Annotated in this window: 28 protein-coding genes; 21 read left to right on the forward strand and 7 right to left on the reverse strand. The window is 72.9% G+C overall.

Features of this window, described 5'->3' with window-relative positions; genetic code table 11:
* The first annotated feature begins 164 nt into the window (after nt 1–164).
* From ACFXGI_RS35995 to ACFXGI_RS36005, 3 genes are all read left to right on the forward strand, one after another.
* Nucleotides 165–1,271: a hydrolase gene (locus ACFXGI_RS35995; protein ID WP_384716362.1), complete on the forward strand. Its 1,107-nt coding sequence runs from the start codon at nt 165–167 to the stop codon at nt 1,269–1,271.
* Nucleotides 1,268–2,254: an aldo/keto reductase gene (locus ACFXGI_RS36000; protein ID WP_384716365.1), complete on the forward strand. Its 987-nt coding sequence runs from the start codon at nt 1,268–1,270 to the stop codon at nt 2,252–2,254. Before ACFXGI_RS35995 ends, ACFXGI_RS36000 begins: the two co-directional genes overlap by 4 nt.
* A gap of 183 nt (nt 2,255–2,437) precedes the next feature.
* On the forward strand, nt 2,438–3,247 hold the full coding sequence (locus tag ACFXGI_RS36005; RefSeq protein ID WP_384716368.1) for a BTAD domain-containing putative transcriptional regulator: 810 nt from the start codon (nt 2,438–2,440) through the stop codon (nt 3,245–3,247).
* 101 nt (nt 3,248–3,348) lie between these two features.
* On the opposite strand, the gene ACFXGI_RS36010 is transcribed toward ACFXGI_RS36005, so the two are convergent.
* The 3 genes from ACFXGI_RS36010 to ACFXGI_RS36020 all read right to left on the reverse strand — a co-directional run bounded on the left by ACFXGI_RS36010 (nt 3,349) and on the right by ACFXGI_RS36020 (nt 6,034).
* Nucleotides 3,349–3,849, reverse strand: a complete 501-nt coding sequence (locus tag ACFXGI_RS36010; protein ID WP_384716371.1) for a flavin reductase family protein — start codon at nt 3,847–3,849, stop codon at nt 3,349–3,351.
* Between the two features lie 144 nt (nt 3,850–3,993).
* Nucleotides 3,994–4,614, reverse strand: a complete 621-nt coding sequence (locus ACFXGI_RS36015) for an NADH oxidase (RefSeq protein ID WP_384716374.1) — start codon at nt 4,612–4,614, stop codon at nt 3,994–3,996.
* Nucleotides 4,615–4,777: 163 nt separating this feature from the next.
* Nucleotides 4,778–6,034, reverse strand: coding sequence for an MFS transporter (locus ACFXGI_RS36020; RefSeq protein WP_384716377.1), 1,257 nt, complete (start codon nt 6,032–6,034; stop codon nt 4,778–4,780).
* A gap of 244 nt (nt 6,035–6,278) precedes the next feature.
* Here ACFXGI_RS36020 and ACFXGI_RS36025 point away from each other — a divergent pair, with 244 nt between their 5' ends.
* Entirely contained in the window at nt 6,279–7,499 is a 1,221-nt protein-coding gene (locus ACFXGI_RS36025; protein ID WP_384716380.1) for an acyltransferase family protein, read from the forward strand.
* A 77-nt stretch (nt 7,500–7,576) separates the two neighbouring features.
* On the opposite strand, the gene ACFXGI_RS36030 is transcribed toward ACFXGI_RS36025, so the two are convergent.
* From ACFXGI_RS36030 to ACFXGI_RS36045, 4 genes are all read right to left on the reverse strand, one after another.
* Nucleotides 7,577–8,203, reverse strand: a complete 627-nt coding sequence (locus ACFXGI_RS36030; protein ID WP_384716382.1) for an NADPH-dependent F420 reductase — start codon at nt 8,201–8,203, stop codon at nt 7,577–7,579.
* Nucleotides 8,204–8,316: 113 nt separating this feature from the next.
* Nucleotides 8,317–9,387, reverse strand: coding sequence for a beta-ketoacyl-ACP synthase III (locus tag ACFXGI_RS36035; protein ID WP_384716385.1), 1,071 nt, complete (start codon nt 9,385–9,387; stop codon nt 8,317–8,319).
* Between the two features lie 163 nt (nt 9,388–9,550).
* Nucleotides 9,551–10,414 carry a helix-turn-helix transcriptional regulator gene (locus ACFXGI_RS36040; RefSeq protein WP_384716388.1) on the reverse strand — a complete coding sequence of 288 codons (864 nt, stop codon included), beginning with the start codon at nt 10,412–10,414 and terminating at the stop codon, nt 9,551–9,553.
* Between the two features lie 47 nt (nt 10,415–10,461).
* The gene (locus ACFXGI_RS36045) at nt 10,462–11,268 is read right to left on the reverse strand and encodes a thioesterase II family protein (RefSeq protein WP_384716391.1); all 807 of its coding nucleotides are present in this window, start codon (nt 11,266–11,268) and stop codon (nt 10,462–10,464) included.
* 150 nt (nt 11,269–11,418) lie between these two features.
* On the opposite strand from ACFXGI_RS36045, the gene ACFXGI_RS36050 reads away from it, so the two are divergent.
* The 17 genes from ACFXGI_RS36050 to ACFXGI_RS36130 all read left to right on the forward strand — a co-directional run bounded on the left by ACFXGI_RS36050 (nt 11,419) and on the right by ACFXGI_RS36130 (nt 25,971).
* Entirely contained in the window at nt 11,419–12,279 is an 861-nt protein-coding gene (locus ACFXGI_RS36050; RefSeq protein ID WP_384716394.1) for a helix-turn-helix transcriptional regulator, read from the forward strand.
* Between the two features lie 171 nt (nt 12,280–12,450).
* Nucleotides 12,451–12,693 carry a phosphopantetheine-binding protein gene (locus ACFXGI_RS36055; protein WP_384716397.1) on the forward strand — a complete coding sequence of 81 codons (243 nt, stop codon included), beginning with the start codon at nt 12,451–12,453 and terminating at the stop codon, nt 12,691–12,693.
* 114 nt (nt 12,694–12,807) lie between these two features.
* The gene (locus ACFXGI_RS36060; RefSeq protein ID WP_384716400.1) at nt 12,808–13,428 is read left to right on the forward strand and encodes a hypothetical protein; all 621 of its coding nucleotides are present in this window, start codon (nt 12,808–12,810) and stop codon (nt 13,426–13,428) included.
* Nucleotides 13,421–14,260 carry a hypothetical protein gene (locus ACFXGI_RS36065; RefSeq protein WP_384716403.1) on the forward strand — a complete coding sequence of 280 codons (840 nt, stop codon included), beginning with the start codon at nt 13,421–13,423 and terminating at the stop codon, nt 14,258–14,260. The genes ACFXGI_RS36060 and ACFXGI_RS36065 overlap by 8 nt, the downstream gene beginning before the upstream one ends.
* Nucleotides 14,261–14,272: 12 nt before the next feature.
* Complete coding sequence (locus tag ACFXGI_RS36070) at nt 14,273–14,491, forward strand: tautomerase family protein (protein ID WP_030857091.1); 219 nt, start codon at nt 14,273–14,275, stop codon at nt 14,489–14,491.
* A 41-nt stretch (nt 14,492–14,532) separates the two neighbouring features.
* Nucleotides 14,533–15,399 carry an AfsA-related hotdog domain-containing protein gene (locus tag ACFXGI_RS36075; protein ID WP_384716406.1) on the forward strand — a complete coding sequence of 289 codons (867 nt, stop codon included), beginning with the start codon at nt 14,533–14,535 and terminating at the stop codon, nt 15,397–15,399.
* On the forward strand, nt 15,396–16,127 hold the full coding sequence (locus tag ACFXGI_RS36080; RefSeq protein ID WP_384716409.1) for an HAD family hydrolase: 732 nt from the start codon (nt 15,396–15,398) through the stop codon (nt 16,125–16,127). The genes ACFXGI_RS36075 and ACFXGI_RS36080 overlap by 4 nt, the downstream gene beginning before the upstream one ends.
* Entirely contained in the window at nt 16,124–16,753 is a 630-nt protein-coding gene (locus ACFXGI_RS36085; RefSeq protein WP_384716412.1) for a hypothetical protein, read from the forward strand. Before ACFXGI_RS36080 ends, ACFXGI_RS36085 begins: the two co-directional genes overlap by 4 nt.
* Entirely contained in the window at nt 16,750–18,468 is a 1,719-nt protein-coding gene (locus ACFXGI_RS36090) for a GH3 auxin-responsive promoter family protein (RefSeq protein WP_384716415.1), read from the forward strand. The genes ACFXGI_RS36085 and ACFXGI_RS36090 overlap by 4 nt, the downstream gene beginning before the upstream one ends.
* Before the next feature lie 59 nt (nt 18,469–18,527).
* Nucleotides 18,528–19,382: a class I SAM-dependent methyltransferase gene (locus ACFXGI_RS36095; RefSeq protein WP_384716418.1), complete on the forward strand. Its 855-nt coding sequence runs from the start codon at nt 18,528–18,530 to the stop codon at nt 19,380–19,382.
* Nucleotides 19,383–19,384: 2 nt separating this feature from the next.
* Nucleotides 19,385–20,851, forward strand: coding sequence for an NAD(P)/FAD-dependent oxidoreductase (locus ACFXGI_RS36100; RefSeq protein ID WP_384716421.1), 1,467 nt, complete (start codon nt 19,385–19,387; stop codon nt 20,849–20,851).
* Nucleotides 20,848–21,999: a hypothetical protein gene (locus ACFXGI_RS36105; protein ID WP_384716424.1), complete on the forward strand. Its 1,152-nt coding sequence runs from the start codon at nt 20,848–20,850 to the stop codon at nt 21,997–21,999. Before ACFXGI_RS36100 ends, ACFXGI_RS36105 begins: the two co-directional genes overlap by 4 nt.
* Nucleotides 21,996–22,739 carry a DUF6182 family protein gene (locus ACFXGI_RS36110; protein WP_384716427.1) on the forward strand — a complete coding sequence of 248 codons (744 nt, stop codon included), beginning with the start codon at nt 21,996–21,998 and terminating at the stop codon, nt 22,737–22,739. Before ACFXGI_RS36105 ends, ACFXGI_RS36110 begins: the two co-directional genes overlap by 4 nt.
* 1 nt (nt 22,740) lies before the next feature.
* Nucleotides 22,741–23,397: a LysR substrate-binding domain-containing protein gene (locus ACFXGI_RS36115; RefSeq protein ID WP_384716430.1), complete on the forward strand. Its 657-nt coding sequence runs from the start codon at nt 22,741–22,743 to the stop codon at nt 23,395–23,397.
* The gene (locus ACFXGI_RS36120; protein ID WP_384716434.1) at nt 23,394–24,197 is read left to right on the forward strand and encodes an alpha/beta fold hydrolase; all 804 of its coding nucleotides are present in this window, start codon (nt 23,394–23,396) and stop codon (nt 24,195–24,197) included. Before ACFXGI_RS36115 ends, ACFXGI_RS36120 begins: the two co-directional genes overlap by 4 nt.
* Complete coding sequence (locus ACFXGI_RS36125) at nt 24,191–25,063, forward strand: class I SAM-dependent methyltransferase (RefSeq protein ID WP_384716437.1); 873 nt, start codon at nt 24,191–24,193, stop codon at nt 25,061–25,063. Before ACFXGI_RS36120 ends, ACFXGI_RS36125 begins: the two co-directional genes overlap by 7 nt.
* Nucleotides 25,060–25,971, forward strand: a complete 912-nt coding sequence (locus ACFXGI_RS36130; RefSeq protein ID WP_384716440.1) for a carboxymuconolactone decarboxylase family protein — start codon at nt 25,060–25,062, stop codon at nt 25,969–25,971. The genes ACFXGI_RS36125 and ACFXGI_RS36130 overlap by 4 nt, the downstream gene beginning before the upstream one ends.
* Nucleotides 25,972–25,980: the final 9 nt, after the last annotated feature.

Here is a 25,980-nt window from a genome sequence, read left to right on the forward strand (position 1 = left end):
GCCGCAATCTCGTCCGGAGTCACACTCTCCCAACGCGACACCGAACCAGAAGGACACGCTCAACCACAGCTGACCTGACCAAGCCCTACTAGGGCGGCGCGAGTTGGGGTTGAGGGGGGTGTGGGATGGTCCGGGCGCTTGTCTGTGGCGTTCAAGGAGGCGGGATGGTTACGGGGACCGGGCTTGTCGAGCGGGCCGGGGAGTTGAGGGAGTTGGCGCGGCGGCGGGCTGCCGATGCGGAGGAGCAGCGGCGGCTCACTCCCGATGTGGTGGTGGGCATGCTGGGGAGCGGGTTCGCCCGGCATTTCGTGCCCGTCCGGTTCGGCGGGGTCGAGGGGACCTTTCGTGAGTTCGCCGATGCCGTGGCCGTCGTTGCCGAGGGGTGTGCCGCTGCCGCCTGGTGTGCCTCCGTCGCTTCCAGTCTGGCCCGGGTGGCCGCCTGTCTGCCCGTGGAGGGGCAGGCCGACGTGTGGGCGGGAGGGGCCGATGTTTTCGTCGTCGGGTCGCTTTCGCCTCTCGGGAAGGCCGTGCCGGCGCCCGGTGGGTGGCGGGTGTCCGGGAGCTGGGCCTACATCAGCGGCGTCGACCATTCCGACTGGGCCGTCGTCTGTGCCCTGCTTCCCGGCCAGGCGGGCGCGCGGTTGTTCGCCCTGCCCCGGGGGGCCTACGCCGTCAAGGACACCTGGACCGGATCCGGCATGCGGGGCACCGGGAGCAATACGGTCGTCGTCGACGACGTGTTCGTACCCGAGTCGCGCAGTGTGGACCGGCAGCGGCTGTCCGACGGCCACACCGTGCCGATCCAGGCCGTCAACGGGCTGTCGTGTGCGCCGGCGGCCCTCGGGGCCGCGCGCGGCGCGCTGCGGCTGTGGACCGGCGACACCGCGCAGCGGCTGGCGCGGGGCGCCGGGCGGGTGGGGGGTCCCGGGCCCGCCCTGAGTACGTACGAGGCCGTCCTGACCCGCAGCTCCGGTGAGATCGACGCCGCGGCGCTGCTGCTGGAGCGGGCCGCACGCGTCGCCGACCGGGGCGCGCGGATCACCGAGGCGGAGACCGCCCGCAACGTGCGCGACTACGCCCTGTCCACCGAACTCCTCGTCGCCGCCGTCAACCGGTTGTTCGCCACCGCCGGAACCTCCGGGCACAGCGTGGAGAACCCGCTGCAGCGGGCCTGGCGGGACGTGAACTCCATCGCCACCCACATCGCCCTGAACTTCGACCCGGCCGCCGCGCTCTTCGCGTCCCGCCCGTTCGCCCTGGAGGCAGCATGACCAACGTCCCTACCCGGCACCTCGGTGAACTGGCGGTCTCCGCGCAGGGCCTGGGCTGCATGGGCATGAGCCACGGCTACGGCGCCACCGACGACGCGGAGTCGGTCGCGACCCTGCACCGGGCCCTCGACCTCGGGGTGACCCTGCTGGACACCGCCGACTTCTACGGCAGCGGGCACAACGAGGAGCCGATCGGCCGGGCCGTCGCCGGGCGCCGCGACCGGGTCGTGCTGGCCACGAAGTTCGGCTTCGCCAACCGGCTGGGCGAGCCCACCCTCGTACGGGGCGACGCCGCGTACGTGCGGCAGGCCTGCGAGGCGTCGCTGCGCCGCCTCGGGGTGGACCACATCGACCTCTTCTACCAGCACCGGGTCGATCCGTCGGTCCCGATCGAGGAGACCGTCGGCGCCATGGCCGAGCTGGTGCGGGCCGGGAAGGTGCGTCACCTCGGCCTGTCCGAGGCGGGCGCGCAGACCATCCGGCGGGCGCACGCGGTGCACCCGATCGCCGCACTGCAGAGCGAGTGGTCGCTGTGGTCCCGCGACGTGGAGGCGGAGATCGTCCCGGTGTGCCGGGAGCTCGGCGTCGGGGTGGTCCCGTACGCGCCGCTCGGGCGCGGGTTCCTGACCGGCCGGTACGGCTCGGTGGAGAAGCTGGCGGAGACCGACGTACGGCGCGGGCACCCGCGCTTCGCCGACGGCAACCGCGAGCGGAACCTGGCGATCGTCGCGAAGCTGGACGAGCTCGCGGCGGCCAGGGGGGTCACCGCGGGCCAGCTCGCGCTCGCCTGGGTGCAGCACCGGGGCGAGCACGTGGTGCCGATCCCCGGCACCCGGCGCCGGCGCTACCTGGAGGAGAACCTCGCGGCCCTGGCCGTCGAGCTGTCCCCCGAGGACCTCGCCGCGATCGAGGCCGCGGCCCCGCCCGAGGAGATCGCCGGCACCCGCTACGACGCCACCGGGCTCACCTTCGTCAACGGCTGAGCCCGCGAGCCCGCGAGCCCGCGAGCCCGCGAGCCCGCGAGCCCGCGAGCCCGCGTCCCGCCCGCCCCTCCGCCCCTCCGCCCGCCTGCATACGTGCAGGCGGGCGGACGTGTATGAGAACTTCATGTCCGGTCGTGCAGCCGTCACTGGTCGCCCGCTCGAGGCTGCTGCGATGCTGAGTCCATGGAATTCGGAGTTCTCGGACCGCTCGAAGCCCGTATGCACGGCATGTCCATCGCACCGACCGCCGGAAAGCCCCGCCAGATCCTGGCGCTGCTCGCCATCCGCGCGGGACGTGTCGTACAAGTGGAGACGCTGATGGCCGAATTGTGGGGCAATGCAATTCCCCGCAGTGCGGCCACCACACTCCAGACCTACATCCTCCAATTACGCCGGAAACTCACGCAGGCCGGCGTGCAGCACCAATCCGGCCGGAACGCCAAGGACGTATTGGCGACCTGTTACGGGGGCTACCGGCTCGCTCCCGAGGAATTCTCCCTCGACCTGCTGACGTTCCAGCAGCTGGTCCGCGCCGGCGGCCGCACGATGGCCGAGAACGACCCCGGGGCGGCCTCCGAGCAGCTGGGCCGCGCCCTCGACCTGTGGCGCGGTCCGGCCCTCACCGACGTACCGGTCGGGGAGGTCCTCGCCACCGAGGTCATCGGCATGCAGGAGGAACGCGACTGGGCGCTGGAGATGCGCCTCGAAGCCGACCTCAGCCTCGGCCGGCACGCGGAGATCCTCGGCGAGCTGCGCATGCTCGTGAGCCGGCAGCCGCTGCACGAGACCCTGTCCGCCCAGCTGATGACCGCCCTGTACCGGGCCGGGCACCCCTGGCGTGCGCTCGACGCCTTCCAGGCGCTGCGGCACGCGCTCATCGACGAGCTGGGGGTCGAGCCGTCGCCGCGGCTGCAGCGACTGCACCAGGCCATCCTGGCCAACGACACCGGTCTGCAGGTCCCTTCCTCCACCCTGCATGCGCTCTCTGCATAGCCTGCGCCGCCCCCCACGAGGCGTTGCGGCCGGGCCGCCGTACGAACGGCGAAGCTCCTGGCGGACACGGTGTCCGCCAGGAGCTTCGCCGTTGCGGCGGTTCAGTGCTGCACCGCCAGCCGGCGGTCCGGCTCCCACCTGCCGAACTCGCCCTGCTGGTACAGGGCGGCCGCGCCCCGGAACGTCTCGCTCTCGTCGATCCGGCCGATGAGCAGCAGGTGGTCGCCCGCCTCCACGGTCTCCACGAGCGTGCAGCCGGCGTAGGCGACCGCGTCCTCGGTGAGTACGGGGACCCCCGCCAGCCCGCCGCGCCAGGCCACCCCGTCGAACTTGCGCTGCGCCTTCCCGGCGAAGGCCAGGGCGGTGTCCCGGCCGCGGTGGGCCACGAAGTTCATCGCGAACACCCCGGAGGAGAGGATCGCGGGCAGGGTCCTGGACCCCTTGCCCACGCACAGCAGGAGCAGGGGCGGGGCCGCCGACACGGCGGAGAACGCGTTGCAGGTGAAGCCGGCCGGTTCGCCGTCCTCGCCGCGTGCGGTGACGATCGCGACAGGGGTCGGGAACGAACCGAAAACCTTGCGGAAGGTATCCGTGTCCAGCATGAGGGCCACTCCGTCGAGTCAGTTACGGGACTTTCCCGCTGCATGCCACGCACTATCGGTCAAGTGGCTTGAAACCGACTGGACGAGAACTCGGCCGGAACCCAAGCGTCCCTTGAGCCGCACGGCCGTTGATCCGCCGCGCGGCTACGCGGGCTCGTCCACGGAAGTGACCAGCCCGGCGGCCGCCAGATAGCCGACGATGTCCTCGGTCACCTGCGGCGGCAGCGGCAGCGCGGCCGAGACCGCCGTGAGCGTGGTCGGCCACGCGAGGGTCATCGCCACCCAGGCCGCCTCCTGCCGGTGCAGGACGACGCGGTGCGGGGAGCGGTCGGACTCCAGGACGCATCCGGTGCCCGACTCCGGCACGGTGAACGCGACGTGCCGGGGCAGGCACACGCGGCGCTCACCGGCCGGCCGGATCAGGACGAACGACGCCGCGGAGGACAGCGGGACCACGGACAGCAGCGGCCCCTTCAGGTCGTCGACTCCGAGGGTGCGCACCACGAGGTGCGAGAGCTTGCTGAGCGCCGGAAGCGTGAAGGGGCACTGGTCCTCGGGTTCGCTCAGGGCATTGGCCAGCAGGACCGGCCCGAGCTCCATCCTCCGCAGCACCTCGCGCACCGCCGGGCTGGGCCGGTCGAGCCGGTCCTGGCCCCAGCGGCTGGTGAGGAGGAGTACGTCGGCACCGGCCCCCTGATCGACGATCACGTCCTCGGACAGCGACCAGAGATGGAAGGTCTGGACACCCCCGGTCGTATACCGCATGTTCGCACCTCTCTTCCGGGCGGAGGGTTTCACGAGTATGGCCGCGCGCCCGAGCCTCACGACAGGCCGTGCGCCATACGGCCACCGTGAATTCCTCATGCCGCCCCCAAGGGCCCCTCACCCGGGCCTGTTCGGGATGTCGGGATGTGTGGACGCGTGGCGATCAGGAGCGGGCGGGGTCCGGGGCCCCTCCCCCGGTCCGGCCGAAAACGGCGGTCACCAGCATCGCGGCGAGCGCGAAGGCGCCGGCCACGGCCATCGCCAGGCGCGGGCCGTTGGAGTCGATGATCAGGCCGCCGATGAACGAGCCCACTCCGATGGCCCCGTTGAAGGCGGCGACGTACAGCGACGAGGCGGCCTCGCTCTCCTCGGGTACGAGCCGCATGACCCAGGTCTGCAGGGCGACCGGGAGCGCCGCGTAGAGCAGGCCCCAGCACACCAGCATCGTGATGACGAGCGGGGCGCCGGCTCCGCCCGCGTACATCACCGTCATGACGACGGCCAGCAGGCCGGTGCAGGCGATGATGCTCGTCCGCAGGGCCCGGCCCACGACGGCGCCGGCCGCGAAGTTCCCCGCCAGTCCGGCCGCGCCGAAGACCAGGAGCAGCGCGCCGATGAGGGACGCCCGGACGCCGGTCACCTCCTGCAGGAAGGGGGCCACGTACGTGAAGGCGAGGAAGTGGCCGCTCATGATCAGCGCGGTGACGCCGACCGCGACGCGCAGCGGACGGTGGCGCAGTACGTGCAGCAGCGCGGCGAGGCTGCCGTTGCCCTTGGCGGGCAGGGCGGGCATGAACAGCAGGCTCGCCGCCAGGACGAGGAAGCCGAGGAAGCCGGCGCACACGAAGGCCGCGTGCCAGCCGGCGGACTGGCCGACGGCGGTGCCGAGCGGGGTGCCCGCGACGGAGGCGAGGGAGATGCCGCCGAGGACCACCGAGGTCGCGCGGACGGCGTGCCGCTCGGGGACCAGGCGTACGGCGATCGACACGGCGATGGACCAGAACACCCCGTGCGCCAGCGCCACGATGAGGCGGGCGGTCAGGAGCAGCCCGTAGCCGGATACGGCGGCCGCCATGAAGTTGCCGGCGACGTAGAGGACCATCAGGGCGACGAGCAGCCACTTCCGGTCCACGCGCCCGGTGAGCGCGGTCAGGGGCGCCGCGGTCGCCGCGGCGAGCACGGCGAAGCCCGTGACGAGGAAGCCCGCCGAGCCGAGCGAGACGTTCGTGCCCTCGGCGATGGACGGGAGCAGGCCGATCGGCAGGGTCTCCGTGGTGACGAACGAGAAGACGCCGAGGGCCAGTCCGACGACGGCGAGCCAGGACCGCCAGGCCGAGTCCGGTGGTGCGGCGGCCGGGGGGCCCGGATGCTCCGTCACCGGGGGCGTCGTACTGCTCTGGCTGGTCACGCTGGTGGACATGGCTGCTCCCGTGTCGAGGAATGTGCGCGAGGCGAGAAATAGCGCCGCATGGCGCCCGGATTTCGAAAAGGCAGAAAGTTCCGTCGGTGAATTTTCCCGCGCCCGCACCTGCGGAGGAAGTGCCTCCGGCTCCTGGTGGTGGCACCAACCGGATAAGTACGCCCCGGCAATCGAGTCGCGGCTCGGGTAGTTTTCCTGGCGTCTTTCCCCGCATCCCTCATCCCTCTTCCGAAGGAGCACCAACGTGTCGACGGACAGAATGCGTACCAGGGTGACCCGCCTCGACACGCTGACCGGGTTACGCTTTCCCGCCGCTTTCGTGGTGTTCCTCTACCACGCGGCACTTCTGGGCTTCCTGGGCGTCCCCTGGCTGAGCAGCGCCTCGGCCGTCACCACGTACTACGACGCCGTGGCCCACGTCGGCGCCGTCGGCGTCACGTTCTTCTTCGTGCTCAGCGGCTTCGTCCTGACCTGGTCGGCCCGGGACACCGACACCGCTCCGCGCTTCTGGCGGCGGCGCTTCCTCAAGATCGTCCCGAACTACGTCATCGTCTGGGCGCTGGCCATGCTGGTCTTCGCGGCCCCCATCACGGACATGACGACCGGCCTGCTCAACCTGTTCATGATCCAGGTCTGGTACCCGGACTTCGCGATCAACTTCGGGGTGAATCCGGCCGGTTGGTCCCTGGGCGTCGAGGCGGTCTTCTACCTCCTCTTCCCCGTCCTGTTCCACTGGATCAAGAAGATCCCGGCCCGCCGGCTGAACCTGTGGGTCGTGGCCGTCGTCGCCGGCATCGTCGCGACGCCGCTGCTCTCCACGCTGCTGGTCCCGGCCGGGGCGATGATGCCGACCGAGCCCGACACCTCGATCAACCAGTACTTCTTCTCCTACATCCTGCCGCTGCCCCGGGTCCTGGACTTCGCCCTCGGCATCCTCGTGGCCCGTTCCGTGATGGCGGGGCGCTGGCGCGACATCGGCATGCTGTGGTCCGGCGCCCTGCTCGTCGCCGCCTTCGCCCTCGGGTACTTCACGCCGCCCATCTACGCGACCCGCGCGGTCTGCGTCGTCCCCGCCGCCCTGCTCATCGCGGCCGGTGCGATCGCGGACGACGAGGGCCGGTTCACGCTCTTCCGCAACCGCGTGATGGTCTGGCTCGGCGACATCTCGTTCGCCTTCTACCTGGTGCACTACACGGTGATGGTCGCCGTGTGGAAGCTGCTCGGCAGCCACTCGTACTCGAACGCGGCGGCCGTCGGGCTGATGGCGCTGGCCATGGGCGTCGCGATCCTGGCCTCGTGGGCCCTGTTCACCCTGGTCGAGCGGCCGATCACACGGCGCTGGTCGAACCCGGGGAAGAAGCTCGCGGCCACCGCGCCGGCGGCCGCGGCCGCGGCCACCGCCGAGCCCCGGAGCCTCGCCGCCCGGGGTGCGGGCGAGCCGGTCGGCTCCGCCCCCGCCGGGTGACCGTACGCACCGCGGGAACGGGACCGCCCGCCCCCTCCGGCTCCGGCCGGAAGGGGGCGGGCGGTCCCTCGCGTACGTCAGAGGCCGGCCGCGGCGCGCAGGCCCGCGGCCGTGGAGACGTGGCCGAAGAGCGCGCCGCCGGGATCCAGGGCGGCAGACTCCTCGAGCCCGCCCAGATGGACCGGTACGAAACCGGCGTCGTGCACCAGGGTCTCGGTGATCTGCCGGGCACCGGGGTCGTCGGACGCGGTGCCCATGCCCCAGAAGTGCCGCTGCTTCGTGCCGCGCGACCACAGCAGCTCGTCCGGGAAGTGGCAGAAGGCTCGGGCGACGGGGCTGTCGGGCAGCAGCTCGGCGCTCCTGCTCCCCCGGGTGACGCCCGGTCCGAGCACCGAGATGAACAGCCCGTCCTGCGAGACGCCGATCGGGCTGGTCGCGTCGATCACGGTCTTCCCGGCCAGCGGGCCCGCCAGTTGCCCCAGCAGGCCGTCGAGGGCCGGATGCGGGACGGACAGCAGGACGACGTCGCCGGCCTCGACCGCGTCGGCGTACGTCGCGGCCCGCGCCGGCCCGCCCAGCGACTCCGCGAAGGACGCGAGCCGGCCCGGGTCCCGGGAGCCGAACGTCACGCGGTGCCCGGCGGCCGCCCAGTGCCGGCCCAGCGGGCGACCGATGTTGCCCGCGCCCAGGATGGCGATGTTCATGGGGAACTCCTCGCTTCGGTTTTCCGTGCGTACGACGTCGGGCGCCGGTCACGGTGACCGGCGGCCGACTCAAGGGGGTGGTTCGGGGGTGATGGTCCAGGTGGGGCGGTGGTTCAGTACGCGGTGACGTCGGGCCAGACCAGGGCGGTCGAACCCCAGGTCACGCCACCGCCGAAGGCACTCATCAGCACCCGGTCGCCCGGCGTGACCAGGCCGCCGGCGACGGCGTCGGACAGGGCCAGCGGGATGGAGGCGGCCGAGGTGTTGCCGACGCGGTCGAGGTTGACGACCGTCCGGTCCCGCGCCATGCCGAGCTGGTCGGCCACGGCGTGCAGGATCCGTACGTTCGCCTGGTGCCCCACGAACCAGTCCACCGAGTCCGCCGCCCATCCGGCGCGGTCGAGCATGGCCTGGGAGGAGGCCGCCATACGGGTCACGGCGTGCCGGAACACCGACTTGCCCTGCATGGCGAAGTACGCGTCGGCGGGGTCCGGTGCGGGCGCGCCGGCCGCGGCGGCGGCCGAGCGCTGCCGCGAACCGCCGCCCGGGACGATGATCAGGTCCTTCAGCGAGCCGTCGCTGCCCAGGTCGTACCCGAGCAGCGCACCCGGCTCGGTGGGGTCACCGGCCCGCAGCACCACGGCTCCGGCGCCGTCGCCGAAGATGACCGACGTGGTGCGGTCCTCCGGGTTGAGGATCGTCGAGTACGTCTCCGCGCCGATGACCAGGACGCGCTCCGCGATACCGGCGGCGATGGCGCCCGCGGCGGACGCGAGTCCGTAGACGAAGCCGCTGCACACCGCGGCCACGTCGTAGGCGGGCACGCCCTCCAGGCCCAGCCGGTAGGCGACTTCGGGAGCCGTCGCCGGGCAGGGGTGGTCCGGTGTGGTCGTGGCGAGCACCACGAGGTCGACCTCTCCGGAGCCGGCCGACTTCAGCGCCCGCTCCCCCGCCGCCACGGCGAGGTCGCCGGTGGCGGTCCCCGGATCGGCCCAGTGCCGCTGGGTGATGCCCGTACGGGTGCGTATCCACTCGTCCGAGGTGTCCATGGTCCGGGACAGTTCCTCGTTGGTCACGACGCGGGGCGGGACGAACGTCCCGAGCCCGGCGAGGACCGCCGTCCGGCCGTGGCCCGGCGCATCGGTGGCATCGGTCGCATCGGTCGCATCGGTCGCATGAGTCAAGGGAGGCCTCCATAGTCGCCGGTGCGGGACGCCGCTGCCGGGCACGGTGGAACGGGCCGCTCTCCGCTCGGGGGCAGGCCACCCGACGATTCTGCGGCGGCGGCCGGAACCCATCCAGACCGTGCCGCCGGTGGTGGTGGGACCACCACCCTCGCGGCGCCCCCTACGACCAGGCCGACACGGGACCGGCGGCGCCCGGCGGGAGGTACACCAGGAGGCGGGTGCGGGCGGCCTCGTCGAGGTCCATGGTGAAGAGCACGAAGGAGACCCGCCCCTCGTGGGGGTGGTCCACCTCCACGGTCGCCGGTGCGAACTCCTCGACCTCGTGGCGCTCCCACAGCTCGGCGAACCGCGGGTCGCTCCGCGCCAGTTCGTCCGCGATCTCCTCGTACCGCGGATCGTCGGCCTCGTACGAGGACTGCAGGCGGAAGCGGGCCGTCATCCGGCGGGCCAGCTGGGGCCGGTTCAGGTACCGCCCGCCGTGGGATCCGGTGAACAGGCTGGTCAGGAAGTTGTCGTTGCCGTCGCGGCCCAGGCGGAGCACCTCGGCGGCGGGTTCGTTGACCGCGAGGACCTCCCAGTACCGGTCGATGACGCAGGCGGGTCCGAGCAGCTGGGTGTCGACCATCCGCTGGAAGAGGCCGGAATCCGGGAGGTCGGGAGCCGAGAGCGGAAGCGGCGGGTTGGCGTCCGCGAGCCGGTACAGGTGCACCCGTTCGTGCTCGCTGAAGCGCAGGGCGCGGCTGATCGCGTCGAGTATCCCGTCCGAGACCTTGATGGGGCGGCCCTGTTCCAGCCACGCGTACCACGACGCGCTCACCCCGGCCAGGACCGCGACCTCCTCGCGGCGGAGCCCGACCCGGGCGCGCCGGGCGGCCGTCGCCAGTCCGACGTCCTCGGGGGAGAGTGCCGCCCGGCGGCTCCGCAGGAAGTGCGCCAGCTCGGTGCGCTTCTTCTTCGTACGGTCGTTGCGCCCGTCGTGGTCGGTGCGGTCGGTACGGTCGGTCCCTAACGGCATGGCGTCCATACCGCCCGAAGGTAGGTCACACCACCACGCGGTGTCAGCGGCGGGAATCACACCGTTCGGTTTTCGGCCGCCGCTTCGAGGATGTGGCCCAACTCGGCGAAGAACAGGTCCTTGTGCTCCCGGTTGAAGAAGTGGCCCCCCGGGAGGGTGCGGAACGAGAAGCGTCCGCTCGTGTGCGCGCGCCACGCCTGCGCGTCCGGGGCGGGCACCAGCGGGTCACTGCTGCCCAGCAGTACGTGGACCGGGCAGGGCAGCGGCCGGTGGCCGGCCTCCGCGTGCCGGTAGGTACCGCATACCCGCAGGTCCTCGCGCAGCCGTTCCACGACGGTCTTCATGCGTGCGGGGTTCTCCCGCAGCAGCCGTCCGGCTCCACCCAAGCCCAACAGCAGCTCGAGGGAGGCTCGATCCGATAGCCCTACGGTCAGGTCGGGCGCAGCCTGGACATGCGGCGCACGGTGGGCCCCGGCCACGAAGCAGGCGGGCGGGCGCCGTCCCGCGGCGATGTGCCGCTGTGCCACGCCGTAGGAGACCAGTGCTCCCATGCTGTGTCCGTAGAAGGCGTAGGGCTCGTCGAGGAAGGGGGTCAACTGCCTTGTCACCTCGCGTACGAGGTCGTCCATCGTGCTGACGGCACCGGGGACGCCGGCCGCGGGCACCGACCTGGGGGGCATGGACACCGGCACCACCTCCACGCCGCGGCCGAGCCATTGCCCCCAGCCCGAGAAGGACCAGGCGCTGCCGCCCGCGTGGTGGAAGCAGAACAGGCGCAGCCTGGCCGACCCGTTCTTCGCCGGGATGCTCTCCGTCGTACCCGCCGCCGTGGCAGCCGGGATGTTCGCCGCTGTGTGGAACATGCCGCCAGTGTGGCGGGCCGTCGCGGCGGGAGGGAGTGTCTGTCGAACGGGGTGGTGCCACCACCACCGGTGGGGCCTGCCGGCCGGGCGCGGCGCACCGGGATTTTCTTCGGTCGGACAGAGAAATCGGACAGAGAAAGAGGTCGAGGAATGCGGACGACTGCATCCCCTCCGGTATCAGGACTTCTACGGCGGACACGGCTGCGGCATTTCCTGCGGGCGCGCAGGGAGCAGATCACGCCGGAGGAAGTCGGGCTGGTGTACGTGGAGCGCAGACGTACGCCGGGGCTGCGGCGCGAGGAGGTCGCGGCTCTGGCTGGGGTCGGGGTGTCCTGGTACACCTGGCTCGAACAGGGGCGGGACATCAACGTCTCCGAGGGCATCGTGAACGCGGTCAGCAATGCGCTGCGGCTCGGGGACGTGGAGCGCACGTATTTCTACCGGCTGGCCGGCCACAATCCGCCGCAGCCGACGGCGGGCCGCCGGTGGGACAGCGAGTACGCGCGGATGCACGCGCTCGTCGAGGGATGGTCGCGCAATCCCGCGTACATCACCGACCGGTACGGACGCATCGAGCTGGCCAGCCGTTCGGCCCGCTCGCTGTTCCGTATCGAAGCCCGCGGCGACAACTGCGTGCTGAAGTTCTTCACCGATCCGTCCACGCGCGAGAAGTACCCGGAGGCGGACGAGGTGGGGCGCGGTCTGGTCGCCCAGTTCCGGGCGCAGTCGGCCCGTTTCCCGGAGGACCGGGAATTCGGCCGGATCGCCGAGCGGCTGAGCGGGCGCAGCCCGCGCTTCGCCACGCTGTGGGACAGTCACGAGGTGGTCGGCCCGAACCAGAGCCGGCGCACGATCGCGCTGCCGCAGGCCGGGGTGCGGGTCTTCGACCGCGTGGTGATGAGCGTGCCGGAGAGCCCCGAGTCCTTGCTGACCCTGTACGTCGCCCGGCCCGGTGCGGAATCGGCCGCGCGGCCGCGCGAGTTGGCCGGCTGTCGCGCCGAGGCCGCCTGATTCCCCCGCCGGTGGTGTTCGCACCACCATGATCAGGAGACACTTCCTCCGCCCCTTCCCGGATCCCATGATGAATCCGTGGGACGCGGAGGAAATTCGATCCGCTGAATTCACCAGCTCCGATCCCGCAACGCGAAAGTCGGCGTTCCCAGTGATTCACGGAGGATTCTCATGGATGTTTCGATCGTCAGCCGGGTGATCACGGTCCTGGGCGAACTGGACGTGCAGACGGCGGATGTCACGCCGGACACCACGTTCGAGGCGATGGAGATCGATTCGCTGCTGCTGGAAGAACTGGCACTGCGGCTGCAGAAGACGTTCGGCGTCGAGATCGAGATGGGTGAACTCGTCCCCGAGCAGACCGTCGCGGAGGCGGCCGCGGTGATCGCGTCCAAGGGCGTCACCGTCGCCTGACGCCTTCCGCCAACACCTTTCCCGTTTTCCCCGGCATTCCCCCCCGTTCACGCATTCCCCCAGAAGCACATTCACGCATTCACACATTCACGCATTCACCGAAAGGGCACACCCATGTCTTCCACCCTGCTCGTCCTCAATGAAGTCGCCGTGGCCCCCGGCCGGCTGGACCAGGTCCTCGCCGAGTGGAACCGTCTGCACCGGAAGGAGCCGGTGGCCGGCCGCGCGCTGTACGTCAGCGTCGACGACGGCAACGTCCTGGAGATCACTCCGGTCAAGGAGCTCTCCGAGCTGGACGGTCTGAACGCGGGCTGGAAGCAGCTCTGGGAGGCCGTGTCGGACGACCTCGTCACGGACTTCCGCCGTCACCTCCTGGAGTTCGTCGAGGCCCCCAAGGACACCTCCGACCCGCTCCCGCAGACCCCGTACGTGCAGCTGCGCTACATCGAGGTGAAGCCCCGCGAGTACGCGGCGTACCGCGAGTGGCGCGAGAACACCATCTTCGACGTCGTCCGCCGCGCGGACGAGGTGAAGACGTTCCTCGCCTACCACTCGCTGATCAGCTCGCAGCCGGGCGTGATGTTCGTGTCCGGTTTCGAGGTCGAGCCGGCCGACTACCAGGCCGTCTTCACCTCGCCGGAGTACCAGGAGATCGTCCGCCAGGCGGGCGACCGTTACATCGTGGGCGGCGAGAGCGGTCTCTACACCCGCGTCTACAAGCGTGCCGATGTCTGAGAAGTACGAGCTCGCCCTCACGACCCAGGGGCCGCTGTACCCGCCGAGCGAGGTCATGGACGGCGAAGGCAACTTCGTGGTGGTGGGCATGATCAACCGGCCCACCACCGCCGGCGGGGCCGCCCCCGAGTGGGGCGCGGCCGTGGTCTCACCGGCCAGTCCGGTGCCCGGGTTCGGCCGCCTCGCCCCCTACACGGTGGTGCGCGAGCTGGACACCGACCCCGCCGGGGCGGACCGGGACCTCGTGCTCCACACGCTGCCGCTGCCCCTGCCGTGCAACAACTACCCCATGGTGTTCGCACCGGAGCAACGGCCCGACGCCGACCAGATCCGGCGGCCGAGCCACGCCTTCCACGAGGTGCCGATCCCGGATCTGCGGGCGGAGGACGGGCCCAAGGTCGTCGAGCCGGTGACCTTCGGCCGGTGGATGGAGGCGAGCGGGACCCTGGAGGTCGCCGTGACCCCGGACGGCCGGTCCGGGACGTTCGACTTCGACTTCTCCCGCCTCGTACCGAACAGCGTCTACACGGTGATGTCGCTGCGCGCCCGCGACCTGGATCCGGCCGGCCCCACCCGGCCGGGCCCGCTCGGGGTGCCGAACGTGTTCACCACCGACGCGGACGGCTCCGGCCGCTACCACGCCACGATGCCGGACCCGTTCCCGGACCCGGAGCTCCCCGGCGCCAACCGGATCGTCAACGTCGTCGTGCTGTGGATGAGCTACCAGCGCAGCTACGGCGGCGCCATCGGGGAGTTCGGCCTCGGCGGGGACATCCACGCCCACCTCAAACTGCGCGGTCCGTCCTTCCAGGACCTGCGCACCACACGCTGAGAGGTCCCGCCCATGCCCATCATCTCCGTCACCACCTGGGACGGCCAGGACGACGCCCAGTGCCGGGAGCTCATGGAGGAGCTGACCCGGACCGTCAGGAAGGTCACGGGAGCACCCCTGGACAAGATCACGGTCTATGTCCAGGAGGTGCCGCGCAACCGCTGGACCGAGGGCGGGGCCCTGGGCAGCGACCCGGAGTTCCCGGTGCTGAGCCGGCGCCTGACCGAATGACGTGACCCCCTCCACCACCCGAACAGGAAAGGTAGAAAGCCATGTCCGTGCCCGTGCCCGTGCCCGTGCCCCACGAGTCACCCCAAATCACCGATGCCAAGCCCGGCACGCTGTTCCTCGTGGGCGACGTGTTCGCCGAGTTCGCCCACCACGAGGGCGTGTTCACCGTCTCCCAGCTGGCCCGTCTGATCAGGAACGGTGCCTTCCCGGAGAGCGCCGGCGTCGTCGGCGGGGTCCGCGTGAGCGTGGGGCAGGGTGTCTCCCTGTTCGACGTCCAGTACGTACGCGACACCCTGGCCCGGCGCGGGCTCACCGACCTGGTCGTCATCGACGACCAGGCGCTGCACACCCGCGCCGGCCGGGAGATCGCCCACAAACACCGTCCCGAGAACGTACTGATCTCCGCGCCCCGTCCGGTCGGTGACGACTGGTACGAGGCGGACCTGCTGGTCGACGGCGACAACGAGGTGATGTCCGACCACCTCACCGGACAGCACATGCAGGGGATGCTGGCCACGGAGGCCGGCCGGCAGATGTTCATAGCGGTGGCCGAGCAGTTCTACCTGCCGCACGAGGCGGTCGGGAGCAGCTACTTCGTCATCGACTCCTTCGCGACCCGGTACCGCAACTTCCTCTTCCCGCTCCCCGCGGTGGTGCGGTGCCGCGTCCTCGCCCACCGCACCCCGCACCGCACCCGGATGACCTTCCACTGCGAACTCTCCGTGAGCCAGGGCGGGTCGGAGACCGCGGGCATGGAGGTCCGGTTCACCGCCTTCGACACCCAGGTCTCCCACGCCAAGGAGACGCGGGCGGCGCAGCGGTCACTCCAGGACGGGGTGGCGCTGGCCACGGCGGCGGCCGCCGCGCAGGCCCCGGCTCCGGCGCGCGCGGAGGTCCGTACGTCATGACCGATCACCTGCCCGGGTACATGACCGAGTACGTCTCCGCCTTCCTGTCCGGGACGAACCGGCCCTACATCGTCTTCAGCGACGTCGACGAGACGCTGATCACCGTCAAGAGCATGTTCGACTTCCTCCACTACCGGCTGGTGCGCCGGCACGGCGCGGCCGGGGAGGAGGAGTACGAGCGGATCACCTCGGTGATCGGCCGGCGGGCCGCCGACGGCGCACCCCGCTCCGAGATCAACCGCTTCTACTACAGCCACTACGCCGGCGAGTCCGTGGACACGGTCACGCGGCTGGCGGACGACTGGTTCACGGAACGCACCTCCTCCACCCGCGGCTTCTACATCGACTCCACGCGCCGGGCCCTGCGCGACCACCGGGCCGCCGGTGCGCCCCTGGTCCTGGTCTCGGGCTCGTTCCCGCCCCTCCTGGAGCCGCTGGCGCGCGAGCTGGGTGCCGAAACGGTCCTGTGCACCCGCCCGCTGATCCGGGACGGCGTCTACACCGGAGAGGTCGGCACTCCGGTCATCGGCGAGGGCAAGCGCGCCGCGGTGCTCGCCCATCTGGCGGCGCGGCCCGCCGTCGACCCGCGCGACTGCTTCGCGTACGGGGACCACGTCTCGGACCTGCCGATGCTCGAACTGGTGGGGCACCCCGTGGCCGTGGGCGACGATCCCGGACTGCGGGCCCACCTGGCGGCCCTCCGCCCCGAGACGATCGCCGCGCGATGAGCGGGCGCCGGTTCCACGTACTGCTCGGCCCCGACGGGGCCGGCAAGTCCTCGACCATGGGACGCCTGGTGTCGATGCTGCCCGAGTGGCACATGGTCTCGACGGACAGCGCGTTCGTCGCTCCCGAACACGCCCTGATCACGCGGCTGCGGCAGGACGTCCACGAGCACCTGCTGCCCGGGCTCGGCACCGCCTACTCCGCGGACTTCCTGGCCGGCGTGCTGCAGACGGCCGTGATCCACCTCCGCGACCAGGTGCAGGAGGCGGACCCGCGGGTGCCGGTGCTGGTGGACTCGTACTACTACAAGATCCTGGCGAAGTGCCGGATGGCCGGGGTCCGGAACCGCGCGATGTACACCTGGTGGCGCTCCTTCCCGCAGCCCAGCGGGGTGGTCTTCCTCGATGCCTCCCCCGAGTCCGCCTGGCACCGCCGCGGCGACGGCGCACGCCTCAACTCCCTGGAGTACGAAGGGGAGGACGGGAGCTGGCCGGAGTTCGAGCGCTACCAGCGGAACCTGCGCAAGCTGCTGCTCGAGGAGGTGCGGGAGCTGCCGGTCACGATGCTGGCGCAGCAGCCCGACGCCGACCGGGCGGCCGAAGCCGTACGGGAGGTGCTCACCTCGTGAACGCCGCATCCGTCTGGCACACCCCCGGCCACACCGGCCGCTACCGCGAGCGCGTGTTCGCCGCGCGCGAGCGGCTGGCGGCCGACCACGCCGACCTGCGCGGCGCGCAGCAGCGCGTCCTCACCGATCTGGTGGGCTTCAACGCCTCCACCCTGTTCGGCAGGCGGCACGGGCTGGGCCGCGTCCTGACGGTGGACGACTTCCGCGAGGCCGTCCCCGTACGCGACTACGCCGACCACGCCGCGCTCATCGAGCGGACGGCCGCCGGGGAGCGCAACCTCCTGTCGGCCGACGCGCCCGCCGTCTACTTCACCAGCAGCGGCAGCACCGGAGCGCACAAGAAGGTGCCCGTCACCCCGCGCTTCATGCGGACGACCTTCATGCCGTTCTACTTCGCCGCCTGGGCCCCGCTGATCGAGCACTTCCCCGACGTACTGGACCGGCCCGACGCCGTCCTCAACCTCAAGCACGACCCGCTCAGCGCCCCGCCCACCACGGGCGACGGCCGGCCCCATGTGGGCGCCAGCCAGGTGGACTTCGGCGCCCGGTTCGGTGAACCCCTCTCGGCCGAGCCCGGCACGGGCGCACCGTGGGCGGCCCTCCCTGTGCCGACCGAGCCCGGTGACCACCTGGAGCGGGCGTACCTGCGGCTGCGGCTGGCGGTGCAGAGCGATCTGCGCGCGCTGATCGGCATCAATCCGGCGATGGTCGCCGCCGTCCCGTACCAGCTGAACCTGTGGTGGCCGCGGATCGTGAAGGAGGTCCGGGACGGCACCCTCGGCGGTCTGCCGCACCGGGCGCCGGATCCCGAGCGGGCCGCCGAACTCGAACACCTCGCGGAGTACTTCGGCACCGTGCGGCCCTCACAGGTGTGGCCCCGGCTGCGGGCGGTCTTCTGCTGGACGACCGGCGTGGCCTCGCTCTACCTGCCCGCGCTCCGGGAGGAGTTCGGCTCCGGGGTCACGGTGCTGCCGGCCCCGGTGGCCGCCTCGGAGGGGCCCGTCGGCGTGGCGCTGGACCGGCACGCGTCGGCGGGCAGCCTCGTCACGTCGGCCTCGGTGTACGAGTTCGTGCCCGCCGATCAGGATCTCGCCCCGGACTCCGCCACCCTGCTGCCGCACGAGCTCGAAGCCGGCCGGGACTACCACGTGATCTTCAGCCACGTCGGCGGGCTGTACCGGTACGCCGTCGGTGACGTGGTCCGGGTCCTGGACACGGCCGGCGGGGTCCCGCGGCTGGAGTACGCGGGCCGGGGCGTCCGGTCCGACGCGGCGGGTGAGCGGCTGCGGGACGCGGAGGTGGTCCGGGCCCTGCACACGGCCCTGGACTCGGGCGGACTCGCGCTGCGCAACGCGGCGTGCCGGGTCGAGCCGGCGGGTCATGCGGGTCCGACGGGTCCGACGGGTCCGGCAGAGCTCGGCGCTCCGCGCTACGTGTTCGCGATCGCCCCGCGCACCCCCTGGCACCCGGCCGAGACCGTGCGTTTCACCGCCGCCCTGGACCGTTCCCTGGCGGCGCAGTCCGCCGGGTACGCACGGGCCCGGACGGCCGGCCGGCTGGCCGCCCCCGCCGTACGCCTGCTGGACGCCGAGGCGTTCGACCGCGACTGGCACGAGGCGGTCGGCACGGGCATCCGCCCGACACAGGTCAAGGACCGCCTCTTCCGGCAGGACGACGCCCTCTGGGAGCGCCTGACCCGGGCCCCGCTCGCCTGATCCCGCCCGTACCCGGCCCCGCGTCGGCCGTCCGGCACACCCCCGTACAAGGAGCCACCATGCCCGTGCTCAACCCCGTCGAACGGACCGCCCTGCTCACCGCCGCGCTGCGAGCCGCCGAGACCCGCCGCGAGGACCGGCTGTACGAGGACCCGTACGCCGCCGGACTGGTCGGCGAGGCCGGCCCGGAGCTGCTCGCCGAGATCCGGGCGGCGACGTTCCCGCCCGACCGGCCGCGCACCCTGCCCAGCACCCCGGACTACAACGCCATCCGCACCCGCTTCTTCGACGACCTGCTCCAGGAGGCGGCCCAGGATCCGGGGACCACCCAGCTCGTGCTGGCCCCGGCCGGCATGGACTCGCGCGCCTACCGGCTCCCGTGGCCCGGGCACATCCGCTACTTCGAGGTCGACCGCCCGGCGGTGCTCGACTTCAAGGCCGGGCGCCTGCGGGGAGCCGAGCCCCGGGTCGACCACCGTACGGTCGCCGTCGACCTCACGGCCGACGACTGGGAGGACCGCCTCATCGCCTCCGGCTACGACCCCGCCGTTCCCTCGGCGTGGCTGCTGGAGGGGCTCCTCTACTACCTCCCCGAGGCCGACGCGCGCCGCATGCTGGAGCGGGTCGCCGCGATCTGCGCGCCCGGCAGCCGGATCGCCGCCGACATCGTCAACCGGGCCGCCCTGACCCTGCCCCACATGCGCGGTCTGCTGGACGTGTTCGCGGGCTGGGGATGCCCGTGGGTGTTCGGCACCGACGAGCCGGAGGCCCTGTTCGAGCAGTACGGGTTCGACGTACGGGCCGTCCAGCCGGGCGAGCCCGGCGCCGACTTCGGGCGGTGGCCCGACCCGGTGCCGCCGCGCGCGGCGGCGGACGTACGGCGGGTGTTCTTCGTGCACGGCAGGCGTCGCTGACCATGACGAGCACCGTGATCGCGGGCGGCGGCACCGCCGGCCTCGCCCTGGCCCTGGCGCTCGGCGTGCGCGGCCACCGGGTGCGGGTGCTGGAGCGGAGCGAACCCCCGCCGGACGGGCCGGTCGTCAAGAGCGCCGAGCTGTGGGAGCGGCCCTCGATGCCCCAGGCCGGCCACGACCACATCCTGAACGCGCTCGGCGTGCGCATGCTGCGCTCCCACGCCCCGGCCGTGCTCGACGCGGCGCTGGCGGAGGGGGCCCGGCTCGCCGACCTCACCGCCGCGGCGCCGCCGGGTCCCGCGGAGCAGGGGGACGAGGAGCTCGTCACCCTGCTCGTCCGCCGCTCCGTGCTGGACCTCGTACTGCACCGGGCGGCCCGGGCCCTGCCCCACGTGACCGTCAGTCACCGCACCACGGTCACGGGGGTGCTGACGGCCCCGTCCGGGCCGACGACGCGGCGCGTGACCGGCGTCGTCACGGACCGGGGCGAGCACATCCCCGCCGACCTCGTGGTGGACGCGTCCGGCCGCCGGTCGGCGTCCCGGTCCTGGCTGGCCGCGGCGGGCTTCCCGGCGGCGGGCGATCTGACCGGGCCCAGCCGGCTGCACGCCTTCGGCCGCTTCTACCGGCTGCGCGACCCCGGCGGCCCGCCGCCGGGCCCGCTCAACCGCGCCAACGCGGCCGGCGGCATCTGGGACCACTACTCCGCCGTCCTGCACCCGGCGGACAACGGGGTCTTCGCCGTCACCTTCGGCGCGCTGCCCGGCGACCGCGCGATGGCGGCCCTGCGCTCGCCCGCCGCCTTCACCGCCGCCTGCCGCCTCTCGCCGTACCTGGCCCCCTGGGTCGACGAGGACGCGGCGCGGCCGCTCGGACCGGTCCGGGGCATCGCGATGCCGCCGAACATCCTGCGCGGCGCCGGGCCCGGCCGGCAGCGTCCGGTCGCCGGGCTGCTGCGGGCCGGGGACGCCGCCTGCGTCACCGATCCGATGTTCGGACGCGGCCTGTCCCTCGCCCTCGCGCACGCCTTCCGGCTCGCGGACCTGATCGGGGAGGACCCGGTGGCGGACGAGTGGCTGGGCCTGGCGGCCTCGGACCTCGCCGACCGCGTGCTGCGCCCCTGGTACGAGCTGGGGGCGCACGACTCCCGGCTGCGTGCCGAACGGTGGCGGGCGGCGGCCGGAGCGCCCCCGGTCACCGAGCCGGACCCGCCCGTGCCGCCCGTGCCCGAGCCGCTCTGGAACGCCGCGCTCGCGGCCGCGGCCGGCGACCGCTCCGTATGGCGGGGCATCACCCGGATCGGGACGAGCCTCGCCGCCCCCGCCGAGGTCCTCGCCGACCCGGAGTTCCTGGCCCGCGTACGGGCGGCGGCGCCGGGCGCCCCGGCGCCCGCCGGCCCACGGCCACCGACGTACGCCGGACTCCGCCGGACCATCGCCTCCCACGCCCCGGACCAGGAGGAAGGATGAACGTGCCGCCCCGCAAGAACGTCCTGCTGGCACCGGTCACCGTCACTCCCACCAAACCGCTGACCCCCAGCCACCTCAAGGGCCTGCTGTGGACCGACGTGATGTTCCGGGCCACGGCCCCGCTCGCCGCGGTGACGTACCGCTACAGCCACACCACCTACCACGTCACCGAACAGACCGTCGGCTTCTGGGAGTACCTCGACCGCACCCACGGGGAGACCGACTACACACAGCTCTCCGAGGAGGAGATCGGGGAGCTGTACGTCCGCCACCGCGCCGAGGAGCCGCGGCAGAGCGCCGAGGTCCTGCGGCCCTACCGGGACGCCGTCGAGCACGGGGGCTGGGTGCATCCGGCGAGCGAGCGGATGCTGCGGCTGTGGGCCGGGCACTACGAGCGGCTGGGGATGCACGACCCCGGCCTGCGCGAGCACCAGCCGCCGGGCCTCGGGCTGGAGGAGATGGTGGAACGGCTGGGCGCCGTGGGCCTGGTCCTCGACCAGCGGCACTGCGGGGGCCCCGTCTACCTGGACCTCACCCGGTACGGAATGCCGCTGCGCCGGATCGTCACCGCGGACGGCCGCCCCAACTACCTGGCCTGCGCCCTGCGCGAACTGCTGCCGCTGGTGCCCTGGTACGACGAGGTCGTCCTGCTGTACGACCGCGAGCTCGACGCGGACTACCGGCTGCTGCACCGCGTGCTGACCAGCCTCGGGCCGCCGGTGCGCCGGGTGCCCATCGGCCGGGTGCCCATCGAGGGCAAGATCACCTCGGCCCGGCACGGCGGCTGGCGCGACCACACGGCGGGCGCGCTGCTGCGGGCCGCCGACGGGACGGACGTCGCGGCCGGCGCCGCCGGTGCCGGCAGCGACGACGCGCTGCGGCTCGGCATGCGCCTGTACTTCATCGCGACCCTCGGGCCCGGGCAGCAGCAGTCCTTCCGCCACGACCTGCTGCGCCACTGCCTGACCGTGGCGGCCCGGCTCCTGAAGCGCTCGGGGTCCGCGGCCGGCGCGTGCGATCTGGCCGGCGCGCTGGAGCCGCACCGGCGGGGCCACGCGTACGTCGACCCCTACCGGCTGGCCTGCTCCCTCCTCGGCAAGGGCCGCCCCGCCCCTGATCCCTCACTGCTGTCGGCGGTGTTCCTGTGACCCCCTTCCCGCTGTCCTCCGCGGCCCTGCTCAAATCGGCCGCGGACCGTGTCCGCTCCGCCCGGCCCGAGCTGGCCGACGGGCTCGACCTGTCCAGTGCGCAGGCCCTGCGCGCCGTCCGGGCCGGACTCCACGGCACCCGTGACGCCCCGGCCGACGAAGTGCTGGCCGTGGTCGTCGTCCGCCGGCTCGACCTGCCCCGGTGGGTGCGCGAGACCTGTGCCTTCGCCCTCGCGCTGGCTCCGGGGGAACGGCAGGCGTGGCGGCGCTCGTTCACCCGTACCGTCTATCTGGCCGGCAGCCCGGCCAATCTCCGCGAGCGGTTCGCCTTCGCCCACGTCGCCGGGGACGACTCGGTGGCCTGGGCCGGGCCGGCGCCCGGCGCGGAGACGGCCACGCTGCGCCGGCTGCTCAAGGCCTTCGAGGCCGCGCACGAGCTGACCGCGCAGCGGTCGGCCACCGTGACCGTGCCCGGCAGTCCGGGCACCCGTCCCCCGGCCCACCGCGAGCTGTACATCGCCACCGCCAGGGTGTCGGTCACCGCGGCGCTCGTGCACGTCAACCACCTGCTCGCCGAGGCCGTCCTGGACGGTCTGATCGGTCCCGGGGACCGCCTGACGCTGCGGTTCGTACCGCGCCTGACCGGCCTGGGCGCGCAGCTCGCCATGTTGCGCGTCGACGCCGATGTCCACCGCCCGGACGAACTCCAGGCCTATGCCGCACTGACCACGGAGGTCTGAAATGCCCACCCAAGCCCCCGCCCCCGCCCCTGCCCCCACCGCCACCGCGCTCCGCACCGTCCGCCTGGGCGTCCACGGCTCGACGCACCTGGCGTCCCGCCTGGTCGCGGCCGCCGGCCATGCGCCGGAGTCGGTGGAGTACGTCCCGTACGAGGTCACCGAGCCGTTCGGCCCGCTGCGGGCGGGCGACGCGGACATCATGATCGTCAAGTACGACCCGCTGGAGCCGGACCTCGCCGTGAGCGGGCCGGTCGGCTTCGACGGGCGGGCCGTCCTCGTCGGAGCCCACCACCCGCTGGCCGGGCGGGCCTCGGTGTCGGTCGAGGAGGTCGCGGAGTACGGGGGTTTCCGGTGCCCCGGGGACTTTCCGGCGCACGTCTGGGACCTGGTGGTGCCGCCGCGGACCCCGCTGGGCCGGCCGATCCGCCGCGTCCACGCCATGACCACGCTGACCGCGATGACGGAGCTGCTCAGGAGCACGTACGCGATCCACCTCTCCTTCCGGTCCCTGGACGCCGTGGTTGCGCCGGACGTGAGGGTGGTTCCGGTGCACGATCTGCCGTCTTCACCCGTGGCGTTCGCCTGGCTGCGGGCCGTCGAACCGCCCGCGCACGTACGGCGGTTCGTCGCCGACGCGGAGCGGGCGGCGCTGCGATGAGCCTTCCCCTGGTCCTCCTCCACGCCCTGCCCCTCGACTCCTCCCTGTGGGACGGGACCGCCCGGGCCCTGCGCGCCCGGGGCCGGCAGGTCCTCACCCCCGACCAGTGCGGTTTCGGCGCCGCGCCGCTGCCGCACGGCTCGCCGCCCTCGCTCGACCTGGTGGCCGACGGCCTGGCCCGGGAGCTCGACCGGCAGGGCGTCGGCGAAGTCGCCCTCGCAGGCTGCTCCATGGGCGGCTACGTGGCGATGGCCTTCCTGCGCCGCCATCCCGGCCGCGTCCGAGCGCTGGCCCTGCTCGCGGCCAGGGGTACGGCCGACTCCGACGAGGCGGCCGGCCGGCGTCTGCGCTTCGCCGACGCGATCCTCGACGACTCGGCGCGCGCCGGGCTCGTCGCCGCGACCACCCCGTCCCTGCTGGGCGCCACCACGCGGGCCCGGCGCCCGCAGCTGACGGCGCGGGTGACCGAGCTGGCGCTGGCGGCGCGGCCGCGGTCCGTCGCCTGGGCGCAGCGGGCCATCGCGGCCCGTACGGACTCCACGGCCGCCCTGCGGACGGCGGACGTCCCCGCGGTGGTCGTGATCGGCGCCGAGGACGAGCTCGTCTCCCTGGACGAGGCCTGCCGGACGGCCGAGGCGCTGCCGCGCGGCCGGCTCGTCGTCCTTCCCGGGGTCGGCCACCTCGCTCCCCTGGAGGCACCGGAGGCTACGGCGGAGATCCTCGCGGGCCTGCTCGCCCCTGCGCGGACCACCGGTGCGCAGGCCCTCGTACCGGCGGAAGCGGAGGCCGCGGCATGCTGACGGCGGATCACGCGGCATGGGGTTACGCGACGTCCACCGGGCTTCCGTTCACCCACGAGGAGATCGTGGACCCGCACTTCGAAGCCTGCGCCTCCCACTACCGGGACGCCCTGGACGGGGTCGGCATCCGGTCCGGGTGGCACGTGCTGGACGCGGGCTGCGGCAGCGGCGCGTTCCTGCCCCGGCTCTCCGAGCTCGTCGGCCCGGCGGGCCGCATCTCGGCCCTCGACCTGGCTCCGGAGAACGTCCGGCGCGCCGCCGGGCGGCTGCGGGACCACCCGGCGGCCGCGCCACTGGTGGCACGGCAGGGCAGCGTCCTCGACCTGCCGTACGCGGACGGCATGTTCGACGCCGTCTGGTGCGCGAACACCACGCAGTACCTGGACGACGCGGAGCTGGCGCGCGCGCTGGCGGAGCTGCGCCGGGTCACCAGGCCCGGCGGGCTCGTCGCGGTCAAGGACGTGGACGGCTCGCTGAGCACGGTCCGCCCGGCGGACCCGTTCCTGATCACCGACTTCCTCCGGGCGTCCGCCGCCTCCCCCGGCTACGCCCGCCAGCTGCTCCGGGGCCGTGACCTGTACCGCCGGCTGCGCGCGGCCGGCCTGACGGACGTGACGCAGCGCACGATCCTCATGGAACACCACGCTCCGCTGGCCCCGGCCGCCCTCCGGTTCTACGCGAACGCGTGCGCGCGCTTCGCCCGGCAGGCGGCGGACGAGGGCATCGCGGGGAACTGGGCCCCCTTCCTCGACCCCGAGGATCCGGCCGGCCCGCTGCGCGACCCCGACGGATACATCAGCGAGGGAAACGTCATCGCGATCGGCAGGGTGCCGTTCGCATCGATGGATGGAGAGGACACACCATGAACGACGCACGCGGCACCGCCGAGATGACCCGTCGCACCACGCTCACCGGGGGCGCCCTCGTCGGAATCGGTCTCGCCGAGGGCCTGCTGAACCCGGCATCGGTCGCGGCCGCGGCCACCTCCGGCGACGACTCCCGCTACGAGCGCGGGCTGGCCGTCCTGCACGAGACCTCGGGCGAGCGCGGGGCGGGCGTGATCGAGTCCCTGCGGGACATCGCCCCGGACCTCGGGCGCTACGTCGTCGAGTTCGCGTACGGCGACGTCTACGCCCGGCCGGGGCTCGACCTGCGCGAGCGGGAGCTGTCGACGGTCGCCGCGCTCGCCGCCCAGGGGGACACCGCCCCGCAACTGGACTTCCACATCGACGCGGCCCTGCACGTCGGCGTGCGGCCGGAGGAGGTCGTCGAGGCCCTGATCCACATCGTCCCGTTCACGGGGTTCCCCCGGGCGCTCAACGCGGTCGGCGTCGCCAGGGCGGTCTTCGCCGACCGGGGCGTCACCTTCGAACCACCGGTCATGAACGACACCCGCGACCGCTACGTGCGCGGGACCGAGAAGCTGGTGGAGATCGACGGGCACCACGGCCTGGAGGTCGTCGAGTCGCTGCGGGACATCGCCCCGGACCTCGGCCGGTTCATCGTCGAGTTCACCTTCGGCGACGTCTACCACCGCCCGTGGCTCTCGCCGAGGCGGCGCCAGCTCGTCACCGTCGCCGCCCTGACGGCCTTCGGCGACACCGCCCCCCAGCTGCGGGTGCACATCGGCGCCGCCCTGAACGTCGGGCTGAGCCCGGCGCAGATCGTGGAGGCGCTGATCCACGTGGTGCCGTACGCCGGGTTCCCGCGGGTGCTGAACGCCATCGGGGTGGCGCGGGAGGTGTTCGAGAAGCGGAACGCCGCGGTGCGGTAAGGGGACGGA

This window comes from Streptomyces sp. NPDC059355, assembly GCF_042752335.1.
In the GTDB taxonomy this organism is placed as follows: Bacteria; Actinomycetota; Actinomycetes; order Streptomycetales; family Streptomycetaceae; genus Streptomyces.

Excerpts from the sequence above, each read along its gene's own strand:
- ACFXGI_RS35995 (WP_384716362.1), top strand. The coding sequence starts at position 165 with ATGGTTACGGGGACCGGGCTTGTCGAGCGGGCCGGGGAGTTGAGGGAG.
- ACFXGI_RS36000 (WP_384716365.1), top strand. The coding sequence starts at position 1,268 with ATGACCAACGTCCCTACCCGGCACCTCGGTGAACTGGCGGTCTCCGCG.
- ACFXGI_RS36005 (WP_384716368.1), top strand. The coding sequence starts at position 2,438 with ATGGAATTCGGAGTTCTCGGACCGCTCGAAGCCCGTATGCACGGCATG.
- ACFXGI_RS36010 (WP_384716371.1), bottom strand. The coding sequence starts at position 3,849 with ATGCTGGACACGGATACCTTCCGCAAGGTTTTCGGTTCGTTCCCGACC.
- ACFXGI_RS36015 (WP_384716374.1), bottom strand. The coding sequence starts at position 4,614 with ATGCGGTATACGACCGGGGGTGTCCAGACCTTCCATCTCTGGTCGCTG.
- ACFXGI_RS36020 (WP_384716377.1), bottom strand. The coding sequence starts at position 6,034 with ATGTCCACCAGCGTGACCAGCCAGAGCAGTACGACGCCCCCGGTGACG.
- ACFXGI_RS36030 (WP_384716382.1), bottom strand. The coding sequence starts at position 8,203 with ATGAACATCGCCATCCTGGGCGCGGGCAACATCGGTCGCCCGCTGGGC.
- ACFXGI_RS36040 (WP_384716388.1), bottom strand. The coding sequence starts at position 10,414 with ATGGACGCCATGCCGTTAGGGACCGACCGTACCGACCGCACCGACCAC.
- ACFXGI_RS36045 (WP_384716391.1), bottom strand. The coding sequence starts at position 11,268 with ATGTTCCACACAGCGGCGAACATCCCGGCTGCCACGGCGGCGGGTACG.
- ACFXGI_RS36050 (WP_384716394.1), top strand. The coding sequence starts at position 11,419 with ATGCGGACGACTGCATCCCCTCCGGTATCAGGACTTCTACGGCGGACA.
- ACFXGI_RS36055 (WP_384716397.1), top strand. The coding sequence starts at position 12,451 with ATGGATGTTTCGATCGTCAGCCGGGTGATCACGGTCCTGGGCGAACTG.
- ACFXGI_RS36060 (WP_384716400.1), top strand. The coding sequence starts at position 12,808 with ATGTCTTCCACCCTGCTCGTCCTCAATGAAGTCGCCGTGGCCCCCGGC.
- ACFXGI_RS36065 (WP_384716403.1), top strand. The coding sequence starts at position 13,421 with ATGTCTGAGAAGTACGAGCTCGCCCTCACGACCCAGGGGCCGCTGTAC.
- ACFXGI_RS36070 (WP_030857091.1), top strand. The coding sequence starts at position 14,273 with ATGCCCATCATCTCCGTCACCACCTGGGACGGCCAGGACGACGCCCAG.
- ACFXGI_RS36075 (WP_384716406.1), top strand. The coding sequence starts at position 14,533 with ATGTCCGTGCCCGTGCCCGTGCCCGTGCCCCACGAGTCACCCCAAATC.
- ACFXGI_RS36080 (WP_384716409.1), top strand. The coding sequence starts at position 15,396 with ATGACCGATCACCTGCCCGGGTACATGACCGAGTACGTCTCCGCCTTC.
- ACFXGI_RS36085 (WP_384716412.1), top strand. The coding sequence starts at position 16,124 with ATGAGCGGGCGCCGGTTCCACGTACTGCTCGGCCCCGACGGGGCCGGC.
- ACFXGI_RS36095 (WP_384716418.1), top strand. The coding sequence starts at position 18,528 with ATGCCCGTGCTCAACCCCGTCGAACGGACCGCCCTGCTCACCGCCGCG.
- ACFXGI_RS36100 (WP_384716421.1), top strand. The coding sequence starts at position 19,385 with ATGACGAGCACCGTGATCGCGGGCGGCGGCACCGCCGGCCTCGCCCTG.
- ACFXGI_RS36105 (WP_384716424.1), top strand. The coding sequence starts at position 20,848 with ATGAACGTGCCGCCCCGCAAGAACGTCCTGCTGGCACCGGTCACCGTC.
- ACFXGI_RS36115 (WP_384716430.1), top strand. The coding sequence starts at position 22,741 with ATGCCCACCCAAGCCCCCGCCCCCGCCCCTGCCCCCACCGCCACCGCG.
- ACFXGI_RS36120 (WP_384716434.1), top strand. The coding sequence starts at position 23,394 with ATGAGCCTTCCCCTGGTCCTCCTCCACGCCCTGCCCCTCGACTCCTCC.
- ACFXGI_RS36125 (WP_384716437.1), top strand. The coding sequence starts at position 24,191 with ATGCTGACGGCGGATCACGCGGCATGGGGTTACGCGACGTCCACCGGG.
- ACFXGI_RS36130 (WP_384716440.1), top strand. The coding sequence starts at position 25,060 with ATGAACGACGCACGCGGCACCGCCGAGATGACCCGTCGCACCACGCTC.